A 14,909-nucleotide genomic window follows, 5' to 3' on the forward strand; every position below is an offset into this window, starting at 1 on the left:
CCTTTATTTAAAAATATTTTCATTGAATTATATTTATTTAGATAAAAAAAATGTGCTAGTTTTTTGATAAAAAATACAAGTTTTTTGTTTTTTGATATTGCTTAGGAGTTTGCTCATATTTCTCTTTAAATCTTTCAATAAACCAAGCTACCGAAGAAAAAGCGCACTCATTAGCTATTTCATTGATATTTTTTTTAGAAAATTTAAGTAAAATCTTTGCTTTTTGCAACCTTTTTTCATCTAACCATTTTTTAGGACTTTGTCCAAAACATTTCTTAAATTCTTTAGAAAAAGTTGCTAAATCTAATTTCGCAAAATTAGACATTTCATTTACGCTTAAAAATTCTCTACCACAATACTCAAAAAGTTGGGAAAGATCAAGGCGAAATTCTTTTAAAATTCCTGATAAAAAACTAATAAAATAAATATTCTTATTTAAAAGCAAATGTAAAAAAATCTCTTCAAATTTCAAACTCACTATAGGATCTAAAATTTGCGTATTTTCTTCAAAATGCGGTGAAAAACTTTCCAAAATTCCTTGCAAAATCTTATCATTTTTTACCCAAAAAATTTCATAGTTTTGAAACTTTTGATCTAGTTTAAAAAAATCTTTATACTTATAAATAAGCTCAATTAAAAATGCATTGTCAAAAAAAAATAAATAAGCTTCATAAACTCCTTTACTAAGTCCTACATTGCTTAAAGTATAGCTCCCAGCTTTTAAAAACAAAGTTTCATAAGAGTTAATCTTATAATCTTTTGATGCAGTGTGTAAAATTTTATATCCTTTGCGAACAAAAGTTAAAAGATGACTTCCTACATTAACAAAAGTAGAATGCGAAGTATCCGTTTGTGTATATTTAGCAAAAGTGCAAGATTTAATTTTTTTATAATTGACACCTTTTAATTGCTTTAAATCTTCTGGTAAAGAAAGAATTTTATTCATCGTAAATTTTGCCTACATTCTAAAAGATACTTTTTAAGATCTTTTTCTTTCATTAAAATTTCACGCATGCAAACACCTACTACATTTATATCTTTAAAATTTTCTATATTTTGAGCATTGATACCGCCTATAGCATAAAGTGGAATTTGACTAAATTCAAGCAAGGATTTTAAAAAATCAAGCCCTTTAGGTTCTAAACCCATCTTGCAAGAACTTTCAAAAATATGCCCTACAAAAGCATAATTTACCTTATAGCTCATCGCCTCTAAAAGCTCTTCTTTGCTATGGACTGAAGTACCGAGTATATGAAAATATTTTGTTAATTTAGGTTCTTTTCTTAGCAAAGAAAGCGGTGCGTGAAAATAACGATGTCCCAATTTTAAACACTCCCTATCAAAAAAATGCAAAAAACAAGTCACTTTTTGCTTTGCGCAAATGCTTAAAACTTCTTTTGCTAAGTCATAATACTCAAATTCGCTTAAATCTTTTTCTCTTAAAACTATAGCATCTACCTTAGCCTTAGCAAGTTTTTCAATCTGCTTTAAGAAATCTATTTGCACACATTTTCTATCACTTATAGCGATGATTTTTTTATCCCACATAGATACTATCGCTCATCACAGCTTGTAAATTGGATCTTTTAAGCATAGCTAAAATTTCATCTACACTTCTATCATCTGAAATTTCAAACTGCTCATCACCCTTTTTCTCACCCTTATGCTCACCTATACCCACACTCACTCCTGCACTCATTTTAGTAGCACCAAGCTTGATAACCTCATCTCTAAAACCTATTCTTTCACGACTTGAAATGGTAATGCCCGCAAAAGGCAAAAAGAGTCTATAAGCACAAAGTACTTGCAAAAGGCGTTTTTCGCTTACATCTTTAGGATGGATTTTGGCATTATTGATAATAGGTCTTAAACGCGGCACTGAAATAGAAATTTCAGCATGCGAATAAGCTTGTTGTAAAAAATGTGCATGAAGCGCCGTAGCAAGAGCGTCTTTTCTAAAATCATCTATACCCAAAAGTGCCGCAAAAGCCACTCCACGCATACCCGCTTTTAAAGCTCTTTCTTGAGCATTAAAGCGATAAGGAAAAATGCGTTTTTCACCAGCTAAATGAATTTTAGAATATTTTAGAGGATTGTAAGTTTCTTGAAAAACAGTCACATAATCACAACCCTTTTCATGCAAAATTTTATATTCATCTTCATTCATAGGATAAATTTCAACGCCCACAACCTTAAAATACTCTCTAGCTATTTTACAAGCATTTGCTATATATTCTACACTTGCAAACTCCCTGCCCTCGCCTGTTAGCATTAAAATTTCTTCTAAACCACTTTTAGCAATGGCTTGCATTTCTTCGTGAATTTCAGCTTCATTTAGCTTAGCTCTTGCGATTTTATTACCTTTTTGAAAACCACAATAAACACATTTAGAATTACAATAATTTGACAAATAAAGCGGAGTAAAAAGAGAGATAGAATTTCCAAAATATTTTTGCTTGACTTTAGCGGATTTAAAGGCTAATTCTTCTATGAAATCTTCTGCTGCACTTGAAAGCAAGGCTTTTAAATGCTCTATGCTTAAATGTGTTTGATTTAAAGCATTTTTAACATCTTTAGCGCTAAATTGACTCTCATCATAGCTTTGAACTTGAGTTAAAACCTTGTTTAAAATTTCGCTTTTTATTTCCTGCATGTGAGGTAAATGCTGCATATAATCTTGCATAATCAATCCCTTAAAAAGCCTGTTAATGGAGAACTTGCTTTAGCTTCACTCACACTTGCCACACCTGCTAAAAAAGCCGCTCTTCCCGCATTTACTGCCAAAGAAAAAGCTCTAGCCATCAAGGCTATATCTTTAGCTTCAGCTATGGCTGTATTTACCATCACTGCACTTACTCCCATTTGCATAGCTTCACAAGCTTGTGAAGGACTTCCAATACCCGCATCTACAATGATAGGCAAATCAATTTCATTAAGCAAAATTTGTATAAATTCCTTAGCACATAAACCTTTATTACTCCCAATAGGCGCTGCTAAAGGCATGATAGCCGCAGCTCCAGCATCACGCATAGCTCTAGCTGCGTAAAGATCAGCATGCATGTAAGGTAGGGGCGTAAAACCCTCTTTAGCTAAAAGCTCACAAGCTTTAATCGTTTCATAATTATCAGGCAATAAATACCTACTATCACTTATCACTTCTATTTTGATAAGTTCTCCACAACCAAGCTCTCTTGAAAGCCTTGCAATGCGTAAGGCTTCATCGGCGTTTCTTGCGCCTGAAGTGTTGGGTAAAAGTGTGATATTTTTAGGGATATAATCAAGTATATTAGCAATTTCCCCTGTATTTGCACGGCGTAAGGCTAGAGTGATAATCTGTGCTTTAGCTTCTTCTATAGCTGATTTTATAAGCTCTAGCGAATATTTTCCAGAACCTAAAATAAATCTTGAATCAAACTCGTATTTGCCTATTTTTAATTTATCATTTTTTAAATTTTCTTGCATTTTTACTCCTTATTTGCTAAAAGCTCTAAAACAAGGTTACTTTGATGTCCTGCGCAAATATTTACCCTTGGCGCCATAAGTCCATTTCCTAGCTTAGCACCATTTACCAAATCCCCACACACATAGAAATTTTTAGCAATTTTTCTTGTTTGTATGCTGTTGCTATCACCATAGCCCGCAAGCCCTGAAGCGCAGATTAAAATACCATCTTTGTAAAATCTATGAAAATTTTGCGCTATCATTGCTTTTGCGATAGCACTATCAAAGGCTTCACAAACTATATCTATATCTTTAAACAAAGACTCTAAATTATCCTCATCGATTTTTAAAGTACAAATTTCAACGCTGATATAAGGATTAATTTCGCTAATTTGCTCTTTTAAAGCTTCGGTTTTAAACTTGCCCAAATCACTTACACGATAAGCCTGACGATTTAAATTACTAGGCTCAATCACATCAAAATCAATCAACTTTAAATACCCCACTCCACTTCTTGCTAAATTTATCGCAATGTGCGATCCAAGTCCGCCTAAACCACACACCGCCACGCGCCCATTTTTAAGTTTATCGTGAAGCTTTGGTGTATGTCTTGCTCTCATCATAGCATCTAGTGCGTCTTTTGGAGGTAAAGTATTTTTTTCTATACAAAAAAGCTCATCATTTTCATTTAAAGCGATATTCTCTTTTGTTGCAAAACCATTGATAATCCATACATCATTTTCATTTTTGCTGATATTTTCAAAAAATTCCAAACTTGTTTTAAAGTCTGTATCAAGTTCTTTGCCATTGAATTTTACTCTCATCATCCACCTCCTACAAAACTTACGATTTCAGCTTTATCGTTTTCTTTTAAAATCAAATTTTCAAATTCGCTCTTAGGTACAATCTCTCCATTTAATTCCAAGGCGATAAGTTCGATTTTAAAACCTTTTTCTTTGATAAAATCCATAAATTTAAGCTCTTTTAACTCAAGCTTTTGTCCATTGATAATCATTCTAAACCTTTAAAAATTTTCTATCAAGTCTTTAAAAACAAGGCAAAGTTTTTCAAATTCTTCTATGCTTACTCTTTCATCAATAGCGTGAATTCTATCATTACAAACCCCAAATTCTACTACCTTTACACCGTATTTTGCAAAATACCTTGCATCACTTGTACCGCCTTTGGTATTAAGCTCTGGCACTTCATGAGTGATTTTTTGAACGCTTTCATTCATTTTTTGAACGATTTTATTATCGATATTTGTCAAAAAAGCTTCGCTTGATTGTTTTAGCTCTAACTCATAGTTTAAACCATGACAAATTTTTTCTACATAACTTTTTACATCTTCTAAGCTTGTATCAGGGGAATTGCGTACATTAAACATAAGTTTTAAATCATTTGGCGTTACATTACATACCCCCATACCTCCACGAATATCAGTTATAACGATTTTTGAAGGACTAAATTCAGCACTTCCAGGATCAAGATCAAAACCCGCTAAAAGCTTTAAAACCGGTGCAAAATCATGCACAGGATTGATACATTTTTCAGGATAAGCAACATGCCCTTGTTTTCCACGGATTAAAAGTTTTCCATTGATAGAACCACGACGCCCTATTTTAATACTATCGCCGATTTTTTTAACACAGGTTGGCTCTGCAACCACGGCATAATCAGGTAACATATCTCTTTCTTGCATCCATTCTAAAACAGCCTTGGTTCCATATATAGCCTCGCCTTCTTCATCACTTGTTAAAATAAGACTCAGTCTTGCTCCTTTAAAATCCGCATTCTTTGCCGCATCCACAAAGGCTGCTACTCCGCTTTTCATATCTTGAGCACCCCTTGCATAGATAAAGCCTTCTTTTTCCACAGGCGCAAAAGCATTATTACTCCAACCCTCGCCTGCAGGCACCACATCTACATGCCCACCAAAAGCTAAATGCTCGCCTTCATCTTTAAATTTTTTAGTGAGTAAAAGGTTTTTAATGCCTTCTTTTTCTATAAAAAAAGCTTCAAAATCACTCAGTTCCATAGCGATGAAATTTAAAGCTCCATCATCATTTGGCGTAACAGATTTAAATTTTAAAAGTTCGATTAAAAATTCTTTTGCATTCATTTTTTATCCTAAGAAAGTTTTATATAATAAATTAAGAGCAAAATACTCTATAATTATAGCTGAAATTATATTGATTATAAAAACAACTTTTGCACTAAAAACATGACTATATCTTGCCACCACAAAGGCTAAAGCACTTACCCAAAAAAGTATAGCCACAACAAGCCCTAAAGTCATCAAATAAGCATGATCGCTGCTTAAAACCACACTTGCAGCACTAAGCCAAAATCCTATCACAAAAGGATTTGAACCATTTAAAAAAGCTCCTTTAATATAACTTTTCAAAAGACTTTCTTTAAATTCTTTATGCTCTAAATTTAAGCTTTCTTTCTTTTTTCTTAGCATCAAATACGCCATATAAGTTAAAAAACAAAAACCAAAAATCGCCAAAAAACGCATAAAAATGACATTGTCTAAGAAATTTAAAAGCCCAAATTGAAGCAAAAAAAGATAAAGCATATCCATACTAAATGCTCCAAGTCCTACAGCTATGGAATTTTTAAAAGCTTTTAGTGCATAAGTTAAAATCAAAATATTTACAGGTCCAAAAGGCACACTCACTCCAAAGCCCAAAAAAACTCCACTTAAAAAAGAATCAAACATTACCATCTTTCATAAAATTTTCTATATCAAGTGCGATTTTATCAATAGCGCTTATAATATCTTCAGTGTAGATTTTATCAAAATACCGCTCTAAATTCGCATCTTTTTCGTAGATATTTAAAATACTTTTTTCGCACATTGAAGCATAACGCCCTACAGGCAAAACCGCCCCACTTGTGCCTATGCTGATAAAAAGCGAAGTTTGATTTAACAAAGAATAAAGCGTAGCATAAGCAGGGGCTTGCTCTTCAAACATGACTATATTGTGTCTTAAATCCTTGCTTTTGCATTTTGGGCATTGTTTATCTGTGATTTTTTCATAACCTATATTAAAAATTTCTTCGCATTTTAAGCAGCGAAGTTCAGGCAAAAAGCCATGCAAATGTACTACATCTTTACACCCTGCACGCTCTAGCAAATCATCTACATTTTGCGTGATGACAAAAAGGTTTTTACCCCATTTTTCTTTTAACTGTGCGATTTTTTCATGAGCATGATTTGGCTTTACATTTTGAAGTTGTGCCCTTCTTGCATCGTAAAAATCAAGTACTTTTTTAGGATTTTTTCTAAAACCTGTTGCAGAGCAAACCTCCATCACATCGTATTCTTCCCAAAGTCCATCATTATCTCTAAAAGTTTTAAGCCCACTTGGAGCAGACAAACCCGCTCCGCTTAATATCATAATGTTTTTCATCGCTAAACCTTATAAAATTTACAAAGTTTAGCGAAAAATGCTTTAAGAAAATAAATATTTTTGCAAGATTTTTTCTTTTTCTTTTTCTAAAAATTCTAATTTAAGATTAAGAAAATCAATTTGTTGTTCTACTAATTCAATGTTTTGAACAATTTTTTCTTGAATTTCTAACGGTGGGAGTGGGATTGTAAGATTTTCATAAAAACTTATAGGAACTCTTTTGTGTCCACTTGCTCCAGTCATAGCAAGAGCTGCTTTTTCTCTTATATTTTGTTGATTTAGATTATAGAATAAGAAACTACTATCAAGCCCTGTTTTTGCTCTAAAAATATGAAATTCTGTGCTACCAAAACCTATGTTATTTGTTAGATTTTTTGCGATAGCACATTTACCATTTTCCATGCAAGGAGTAATTTTTGCAATCAAAATATCATTTTCTATAAAATATGTGTAGCCTTTTCTTACTTCGTTTAATGACCTATCTATCTTACTTTGAATATAACCCTTATCTGAAACGCTAGCCATTTCTATAAATGAGACAAGCATATTTTCATCAAGTTTTGATATTTCTTTTTTGCTAGGATTAAGTTCCATATATTGTTCATTCTTTAAAGAAATTCTCTTCCAGCCATCTTTTGGTGGAGTTGAGAGAGTTTGTAAAAGCTCTTGTATAGTTTTAGAAAAGTTTTTAAAAGCATTAAAATCTTGCTTTCTTTCCTTGCTTTGAGTTTCTTCAACTAATACTTCAGAATGACTGATTTGTTCTTCAATTAGCGAAAGCAAAAGATTAAAATCAAGCTTAAATTCTAATTTTTGCAAATTTTCTAAAATAGAATTTAGCTCATACCCCCCCCCATCATCTATAATACCGCATTTTTGAAGTATTGCCTTGATTAAATTTTGATACTCTTCTATACTCATTCTTATTGTGTTATACTGCTCTTCTACCTTTTCACATTCTGCCACGATTTGCTTTTGAATCTCAAAGTCTGCATTTGGTATTAAAATAGATTCTAAATTTGTTTTATTGATTCCGCCTTGAGCCGAACCTGTAATTTTAGATTTTAAAGCTTGTTGTCCACTATAAGAATGTAATATATAAAATAAATATTTTTGTTTTGCTATATTATCACAACGCAATAAAAAAATATGCTCATTAATCATTGCAGATTTCCTAATAAATTCATTACGCACCATTGCAATTTTTCCAGTTAATGCACCATCTTTACATATTAAAATATCAAATTGTTTTACAATTCCTTTATCTTGCAACGCAAAACTTTCATAAAATTCTATTGGTACATACTTAGGATTATCTAATTTGATATACCCACTTTTATTGTTTATATGTTCTCCACCAAGACTCAGTGCACCGTTTTCATATTTGCCGACACCACCACTAGGACGCTTTGCGGTTTGAATATCTAATACAAAATCTTTAAGTCTTACTAACTCAAATTTAGAATTTATAAAAGGATTAGACATCTCACTTTGCGTTGAATTGCTAGGATTTAAACTTATAGCTTTATTAAATTCCACTTTTTCAAAATCCATCATATCAACAAGCCTTGCTTTTGTAGCATAAATCTGCAATTCTTGCGGGATAACATCAAGCGGCGTATTTAAAAAAGATTTGTAGATTAAAGTATTAAGCTTAGTCTCATTTTGTGGATTGCCTCTTTCAAAAAGTGGGCTCAAATAAGGCTCGTGCAATTCTTTTAAACCTTCATCACCTTTTCTATTACTCCACTCATAACCTAAAAATTTCTTTTGTTCTTTTATATCACTTGGGGATTTTATGATTAAAACTTCTTGATTAAGACTTAGACTAAAATAAAGCAATTTATCCTTTTCTATTGCCTGAGCATAAGCTAAAAAGGCTTTATCTTCTAAATCTTGCTTATCTTTACTTTCTTTATAAAATTTAGATTCTTTAAGTTTTTTATAATCACTTGTTTGCCTAAATGCATTGCGATAATCTTTAAAGGCTTCTAACTCTGCAAGATTAGAATCTAAGTTTCCATTTAAAAAATTACTATAAAGCTCTTTATCAAATTTTCTAAAATCACAATACGCACTTAGATAATTTTGATAAAAGTTTTCATTGTCTTTTAAATTTTCAGCTTCTATGCGTTCTTTAATCAAACTATAATCTTGAGAAATAAGATGATTTTCTTGTTTAAAAGTTTCTTTTTTGCGTAAAAATAAAATAATCGTATTTGTCCCTGTTGCTCCAAATGTTTGATTACCTAGCTCTACAATGGCAATAAAATCAAAATTTTGAAATAATATTTCTCTTGTATTTTTATAAATAGAATCTTTATTTAAAATAGAACTTGGTAAGATAATGGCAGCTTTAGCATTATCATTTAAAATTTGATTTGCTCGCTCACAAAAAAAGCATTCAATAGAATTATTTGTTTCTATGTTTATATCATCGTTAAAAAGTTTATAGGTATTTTTAGATTTATCACTTAAAGTTTCTAAAAATCCTTTTACAGAATAAGGCGGATTTGCTATAAGCAAATCAAAACTATTTGATTCTATTTGTGGTTTTGCTTTTTCTCCTTCTAAATTATTTGTATTTGCTAATTCAAAAGAAGCAAGTGCATCAGCGTATAAAATATTGATTTCATTTTGTCCATACATTGCACTTGATACCTTAGAAACCTTACTTAAGCGATACTCTTTTTCAATACCATAAATATTTTTATAATGCTCTTTAAGCTCATCTTCTGTTAGATAACGCTTAAGCTCATTGGCATAGGTGTTTAAAAAATGTCCAGCACCACAAGCATAATCAATCACCCTTAAAGCTTTAGAGTTTTTGCTTAACATTTCTTGAAGCGGTAAAGAATACATAATAAATTCACAAATTTGAATAGGGGTAAAAAACTGCCCTTCATCTTGCTTCATACCTTTTTGCAAAAAAAGTTCAAAAAGATTGCCTAAAAATTGATTTGTAGAGTTTTGGGTAAGCTTGTAATTTGCAAAAAGCTCTACTATTTCTTTTAATACAAGTGCATTTTTTAAGAATAATTCTTTATTATGCACTTCTAAAAATGCAAAATCATTATTTGAATAAAATTTTAATTCTTTGATGTAATTTTGCATTACTTCTTTTAAAGTTTTTATCTTTAATTGCTTAAAGTCTTTTTCTATATCTTCATTAGATACAAAGGTAATTTTCTCTCCTAAGAATTCTTTCATAGCTTCTTTATAAAGCCACATTAATCTATCTTGCATATTTGCATAAGTATCTGCCATTACACCAAAATATCCAAATTTGAGATTGTTCTTATTAAAAGTTTCATCATAAATTTTGCAAAGAAAAATATTTACAAGTTTATCAAAGGCATTTTCCTTGCCTGATATATTATGCTTGCGTAAAATTTTTGCAAATTCGTGATATTTACTTTCTTCTTTAAGTTCCTTAAGATTATCAAAAGTTGGAGTAATTTCTAAAATTTTATAAGCATTGACATTTTCTTCAAAAATACCTTGTTTAAAATATTGCAGTTCATAACTTTCTTTCCAAGTTTTAAAAAGTTCTATATTGTTATTAGATTTTTTATAAGAATTTTGTAATTCCTTTTCTTTTAGATATTCTTCGTTATCGTAAGCTTGTATGATGTAATTTTTATATTCTAACTTATCGCTAAAATCACTTGTATAAAGACAAAGATATTTTACACCTTTTTCTTGCTGAAAATAAGAAAAAAGCTGCCCGCCATCTTCTTGCATTCTATTCCATTCTTTTATAAACTCACTATTTTTAGAATCTGTGGTTTTACATTCTATAATCAAATAAGGATTGTTTTCATTATCCTTTACTAAAATATCAGCCTTACCACCTTTTTTATCCCTGCCAAGATTCCATTTTGGCTCTAACTCTAAATGTTCAGCCTTATAACCTTTTTCTAAAAGTCTATGCACACATTCAAAAACTACAAAACTTTCAGGGTGTGAAAAATTAGAAGTAGTTTTATCGTGAATTTTTATTTCTTTTGGGTAATTAATACTTTGGTTTTTATAATCTATTAAAAGTGTGTAATTATTGATTGTTTTTACATAATTTTCATTTTTATTTTTAAAGCCTAAGTTTTCTAGAACTTGTTTTAAATTATCTTTTGTAATCATTTATTTCCTTATAATCTCACCACCTTAGCACCAAAGCCACCTTGATTGATCGGTGCGTCATTAAAGCCCTTGACACTTTTATGAGTTTTCAAAAACTCTCTTACAGCAAAGGCAAGCTTTCCTGTTCCTATACCATGGTAAACTAAAACTTCATCAAAGCCTGCAAGCAAAGCATCTGAAATAAATTTATCAAGCCTTGAAATAGCTTCATCACTCCTAAGCCCATGCAAATCCAAGCTAACGCTAAGATTAGTCGGTTTTGCCACACTAATGCTTGTTTTTGGACTTATTTTAGGTGTAGGAGTGCTTTTTTTAAGCAGTTTTAAAGGCACACGAAGTTTGATCCCATCACTTTCAACCATAGCATCGTTTTTAGAAATGCTTATGATTTTACCCTTAATTTTTTCATATTTTACAAAATCCCCCACACGCAATTCTTCGTTTTGCTCCATACTTGGCAAGATGATTTCTTTTTTAAGTTCATTGGCTTTATTAAGACTTCTTTGCTTATCTTTTGTGTCTTTAAGCTGTATGGTTTTTTTAGCTTCTTCTATGGTTTTGTGCAATTTAAATTCTAAATTTCTCAAACTCGTACGAAATTCTTGTTCATTTTTTTCTTTTTGCTCTTTTAAAGAAAGTAAAATTTCATCGACTTTTTGCTCTTTTTTCTCAACATTTTCAAGCTTAGCTTTTAGTTCTAATTCAAGATTGATATTTTTACCCACAAGCTCTTCTAAATTTTCTTTATCCTCGCCATAAAGCTTTTTAGCCTCGCTAACTAAATTCGGCGGAATCTGATAACGCAAAGCGGTTTCAAAGGCATAAGATTTTCCTATAGTACCTTTTAAAAACTCATATTTTGGGCGTGAAAGCTCTTCATCATATAAAGCAGCAATGAGTTCAACTTGCTCATTTTTTGCTAAAAGCATGGCAAGGCGTTTGTGGTGTGTAGTAATGATGATTTTAAGATTATTAGCTATGAGTTTTGAAATTAACACACTATACAAACAAGCCGCTTCTTCAAAATCTGTTCCAAGCTCTATTTCATCGATACCTAAAAGCAAATTTTTCTTAGAAAAAAGCCTGGAAAAGTGCAACATTCTTCCTGCAAAAGTTGAAATGTCGTTTTTAACATTTTGCGGATCTTCTATGATGGCATCAAATTCTTTAAAAGTACCGATTTTACTTTCATTTGCTTTTATATACATAGGCAAAAGATGTTTAGCTAAAAATGCTGCGCTTAGCATGGATTTTAAAAGCATGGATTTTCCGCCTGCATTTACCCCTGTGATGATTAAAACTTGTTTTTTAAATTCCAAACTCACGCTTTTTGGATTTTTTAAGGCAGGATGAGCGAAATTTTTAAGCACTAAATCCTTACTTTGATCACACAAAACAAATTCAAAATCCCTTTTTTTAGCAAGCAAAACCCTAGCACTATAATGGTCAAAAAGATCAAAGGCTGTATTGATAAATTTTAAAAAAGGTAGATTTTTTGCTAAAAAAGCTGAGAAATTTTTAGCGTATTCATAATAAATTTCTTCTTTTTGATTTTTGATTTTTTCTATATCATTTTGCAAATTCTCAACACTTAAAGGCACGATATAAAAGCCACCGCCATTACTTCTGCCTATGATTTTTGCTTTAATAGCGTGATTAAACCCGCCTCTTACAAGCAAGGCTTCAAGATTGTTTATAAGATGGATTTGTGTATCGATAAGATAAGGCATCAAAGCTTTTGTATAGCAAAATTTCTTAAACTCAGCTATTATGCTTTCATTTTTTAATCTTAGAGCGGCATTAAGATTTACAAGTCTTTCATCTAAGCTTTCTTTTAATTCCCCTTTTTCATCGAAATTCAAACAAAGCTCCAAAGCCCCGCTAACAAATTCTATCTTTTGCAACCAAGAGTCTAAATTTGTTCCTAGTTTTAATTTTTTTAGCTTTTCAAAATAACGAAAAATTTTTACAAATTCAAAAATTTCATCTAAATGTAAAATTCCTTGCTTGCTTAAATGAACTAAGGCTTTATCAAGATTGCTAAGCTCTGGCATAGTAGGAAATTCCACCTCGCAAAGCTCATGTATGCGTTTAAAATGAAGATTAGAATCTCCTTGCAAAAAAATCTCCTTATCTCTTGCAAAAAGAGCTTTAAACTCTTCTAAATAGCTGTTTAAATCAAGCTTTGAGATCAATTCTTCTTTTGTATCATTCATCATTTAACCTACAATCTTTAATATCTATGATTAAAGAATTAAAACTTTGATTATTATCCTTTGAAATAAAACTTCCTGTCCCAAATTCGTAATTAAAATAAGCTTTAGAGATATTTATATCTTTACATAAAATATTTTTATTTTGATTAAAAGCTACGATAATATCTGTTCTTAAATGACTTTTTTGTGTATTTTCAAATTCAAAAAATACTACTAAAACAATAAAAATCACAAGTAAAATACCAAAAAAAGGTTTAGTTTTTTTGCCTAATTTTTCACGCAAAGCAAAAGTGATTAAGGCTAAAATTAAAATAATTAAAAAATATAAAAAAAACCTACTCATTTTTTTGCCTTAATTTGTTGCTGATATCTCCTGCACCAAAACCTATAATAAGCCCTTCTTCAAAAACTTGCCCCTTAGAAGCCACCAAAAATTTACCCTCTCTTTTGATATCTTCTACAAATAAAGCCTTAGGAAAAACCGCTTTTAAATCAAGCCCTATAGGCTCTTCTCCTGCAGCATAAACAGGTAAAATTATAAGCTCGTCTACACCTTCAAAAGCCTTTGCAAATTCCTTTAAATTTGCAGCCAAACGCGTGTAGCGGTGGGGTTCAAAGATAGCTGTGATTTTCTTATATCCGCCTAATTTTGCGTATTCTTGTGCTGCACTTAAAGTCGCTTTTATTTCGGTGGGATGATGACCATAATCATCGATTAAAACCAAATTTTCATCAGCATGTAAAATATCAAAACGCTTTTTAATACCTTGATAATTTTTAAGCCTAGTTCTTATCGTTTCTATATCTAAGAAATTTAAAGCCGCCAAAATCGCCAAAGACGCATCAAGGGCTAAATGATATCCCATGCCAAAAACCTTAAATTTACCTAAATCTTTCAACTCAAAGCTTGTAAAAGGTTTGAAATTTTCTATACACATGGTGCAGTTTTTGATATCTTTGCTTGGATAAAGTTTGATTGACTCATTTTTATAATTTTTCAAAAACTCATCTTCAGCATTAATCACGCGAATTTTAGCCACATCTAAAAACTGCGTATAAGCATGATGGAGTTTTGAAACTTCATTGCCATAATGATCTAAATGCTCTGCTTCTGCATTAGTAACTATAGCCAAATAAGGATTTGAATTTAAAAAAGAACTATCGCTCTCATCAGCTTCAAAAACAAGGTTTTGGCTTTCTTTATAAATCATATTTGAACCAAATTCTTTTAAAATCGCTCCGATAATCACAGAAGCATCATCAAGCAAAGAAGCTAAAATACTTGAAGTCGTACTTTTTCCATGTGCTCCTGCAACTGCAAAAACGCGCTTATCTTCTAAAATAAGAGGTAAAGCCTCTTTGCGTGAAAGGCATTTAATGCCTAATTCTTTAGCGTGTTTAAATTCAGGATTTTCTTCTTTGATAGCAGCAGAATAAATAACTAAATCTTTGTTTAAAATATTGTCTTTATGATGAGGGATGCTGACCTTAACCCCTTCTTTTTCTAGTTCTTTAGTGATTTTACTCTCTTTAAGATCACTTCCGCTAATTTTAAAACCTTTTTCTTTTAAAAATCTTGCTAAAGCGGAAATTCCTATACCGCCTATGCCGATAAAATGGATATTTTGCATCATTTAAACCTTTATACTTTAAAGGCTAAATTTTAGCACTTTTTTACTAAAAAGAAAATATA

13 protein-coding genes are annotated in these 14,909 nt (G+C 31.1%); all 13 read right to left on the reverse strand.

Annotation, left to right across the window (positions count from 1 at the left end; translation table 11 throughout):
* Window positions 1-55: 55 nt before the first annotated feature.
* Genes FBF02_RS05090 through murC form a run of 13 tightly spaced genes read right to left on the reverse strand, consistent with a single transcriptional unit; the run spans window position 56 to window position 14,850 of the window.
* Window positions 56-946: an AraC family transcriptional regulator gene (locus tag FBF02_RS05090; protein WP_002852985.1), complete on the reverse strand. Its 891-nt coding sequence runs from the start codon at window positions 944-946 to the stop codon at window positions 56-58.
* Complete coding sequence (locus FBF02_RS05095) at window positions 943-1,548, reverse strand: thiamine phosphate synthase (RefSeq protein ID WP_002856006.1); 606 nt, start codon at window positions 1,546-1,548, stop codon at window positions 943-945. Before FBF02_RS05095 ends, FBF02_RS05090 begins: the two co-directional genes overlap by 4 nt.
* Window positions 1,538-2,683 carry a 2-iminoacetate synthase ThiH gene (thiH, locus tag FBF02_RS05100; protein ID WP_002857955.1) on the reverse strand — a complete coding sequence of 382 codons (1,146 nt, stop codon included), beginning with the start codon at window positions 2,681-2,683 and terminating at the stop codon, window positions 1,538-1,540. Before thiH ends, FBF02_RS05095 begins: the two co-directional genes overlap by 11 nt.
* Window positions 2,684-2,685: 2 nt before the next feature.
* The gene (locus FBF02_RS05105; RefSeq protein WP_002854009.1) at window positions 2,686-3,462 is read right to left on the reverse strand and encodes a thiazole synthase; all 777 of its coding nucleotides are present in this window, start codon (window positions 3,460-3,462) and stop codon (window positions 2,686-2,688) included.
* Window positions 3,463-3,464: 2 nt separating this feature from the next.
* The gene (thiF, locus tag FBF02_RS05110) at window positions 3,465-4,268 is read right to left on the reverse strand and encodes a thiamine biosynthesis protein ThiF (protein ID WP_002858442.1); all 804 of its coding nucleotides are present in this window, start codon (window positions 4,266-4,268) and stop codon (window positions 3,465-3,467) included.
* Window positions 4,265-4,456: a sulfur carrier protein ThiS gene (gene thiS, locus FBF02_RS05115; protein WP_002858367.1), complete on the reverse strand. Its 192-nt coding sequence runs from the start codon at window positions 4,454-4,456 to the stop codon at window positions 4,265-4,267. Before thiS ends, thiF begins: the two co-directional genes overlap by 4 nt.
* 9 nt (window positions 4,457-4,465) lie before the next feature.
* Window positions 4,466-5,563, reverse strand: coding sequence for a succinyl-diaminopimelate desuccinylase (gene dapE, locus FBF02_RS05120; RefSeq protein WP_002854067.1), 1,098 nt, complete (start codon window positions 5,561-5,563; stop codon window positions 4,466-4,468).
* A gap of 3 nt (window positions 5,564-5,566) precedes the next feature.
* On the reverse strand, window positions 5,567-6,166 hold the full coding sequence (locus FBF02_RS05125) for a LysE family translocator (protein ID WP_002858199.1): 600 nt from the start codon (window positions 6,164-6,166) through the stop codon (window positions 5,567-5,569).
* Window positions 6,159-6,860: an NAD-dependent deacetylase gene (locus FBF02_RS05130; RefSeq protein ID WP_002858091.1), complete on the reverse strand. Its 702-nt coding sequence runs from the start codon at window positions 6,858-6,860 to the stop codon at window positions 6,159-6,161. Before FBF02_RS05130 ends, FBF02_RS05125 begins: the two co-directional genes overlap by 8 nt.
* A gap of 42 nt (window positions 6,861-6,902) precedes the next feature.
* Window positions 6,903-11,000, reverse strand: a complete 4,098-nt coding sequence (locus tag FBF02_RS05135; protein WP_168940575.1) for an N-6 DNA methylase — start codon at window positions 10,998-11,000, stop codon at window positions 6,903-6,905.
* 8 nt (window positions 11,001-11,008) lie between these two features.
* Entirely contained in the window at window positions 11,009-13,219 is a 2,211-nt protein-coding gene (locus FBF02_RS05140) for an endonuclease MutS2 (protein WP_021034225.1), read from the reverse strand.
* The gene (locus FBF02_RS05145) at window positions 13,209-13,559 is read right to left on the reverse strand and encodes a hypothetical protein (protein ID WP_002858449.1); all 351 of its coding nucleotides are present in this window, start codon (window positions 13,557-13,559) and stop codon (window positions 13,209-13,211) included. The genes FBF02_RS05140 and FBF02_RS05145 overlap by 11 nt, the downstream gene beginning before the upstream one ends.
* Window positions 13,552-14,850 (reverse strand): UDP-N-acetylmuramate--L-alanine ligase, encoded by a 1,299-nt coding sequence (gene murC / locus FBF02_RS05150; RefSeq protein ID WP_021034226.1) that lies wholly within the window; start codon window positions 14,848-14,850, stop codon window positions 13,552-13,554. Before murC ends, FBF02_RS05145 begins: the two co-directional genes overlap by 8 nt.
* Window positions 14,851-14,909: the final 59 nt, after the last annotated feature.

The sequence above is a fragment of the Campylobacter sp. CFSAN093226 genome (genome assembly GCF_012897595.1).
Taxonomy (GTDB): domain Bacteria; phylum Campylobacterota; class Campylobacteria; order Campylobacterales; family Campylobacteraceae; genus Campylobacter_D; species Campylobacter_D jejuni.

Bases quoted from the DNA above. Each gene is read 5' to 3' on its own strand.
- thiF (WP_002858442.1), bottom strand. From the start codon at position 4,268: ATGATGAGAGTAAAATTCAATGGCAAAGAACTTGATACAGACTTTAAA.
- FBF02_RS05105 (WP_002854009.1), bottom strand. From the start codon at position 3,462: ATGCAAGAAAATTTAAAAAATGATAAATTAAAAATAGGCAAATACGAG.
- FBF02_RS05090 (WP_002852985.1), bottom strand. From the start codon at position 946: ATGAATAAAATTCTTTCTTTACCAGAAGATTTAAAGCAATTAAAAGGT.
- FBF02_RS05125 (WP_002858199.1), bottom strand. From the start codon at position 6,166: ATGTTTGATTCTTTTTTAAGTGGAGTTTTTTTGGGCTTTGGAGTGAGT.
- FBF02_RS05140 (WP_021034225.1), bottom strand. From the start codon at position 13,219: ATGATGAATGATACAAAAGAAGAATTGATCTCAAAGCTTGATTTAAAC.
- FBF02_RS05135 (WP_168940575.1), bottom strand. From the start codon at position 11,000: ATGATTACAAAAGATAATTTAAAACAAGTTCTAGAAAACTTAGGCTTT.
- FBF02_RS05095 (WP_002856006.1), bottom strand. From the start codon at position 1,548: ATGTGGGATAAAAAAATCATCGCTATAAGTGATAGAAAATGTGTGCAA.
- FBF02_RS05130 (WP_002858091.1), bottom strand. From the start codon at position 6,860: ATGAAAAACATTATGATATTAAGCGGAGCGGGTTTGTCTGCTCCAAGT.
- murC (WP_021034226.1), bottom strand. From the start codon at position 14,850: ATGATGCAAAATATCCATTTTATCGGCATAGGCGGTATAGGAATTTCC.
- thiH (WP_002857955.1), bottom strand. From the start codon at position 2,683: ATGCAAGATTATATGCAGCATTTACCTCACATGCAGGAAATAAAAAGC.
- thiS (WP_002858367.1), bottom strand. From the start codon at position 4,456: ATGATTATCAATGGACAAAAGCTTGAGTTAAAAGAGCTTAAATTTATG.
- dapE (WP_002854067.1), bottom strand. From the start codon at position 5,563: ATGAATGCAAAAGAATTTTTAATCGAACTTTTAAAATTTAAATCTGTT.
- FBF02_RS05145 (WP_002858449.1), bottom strand. From the start codon at position 13,559: ATGAGTAGGTTTTTTTTATATTTTTTAATTATTTTAATTTTAGCCTTA.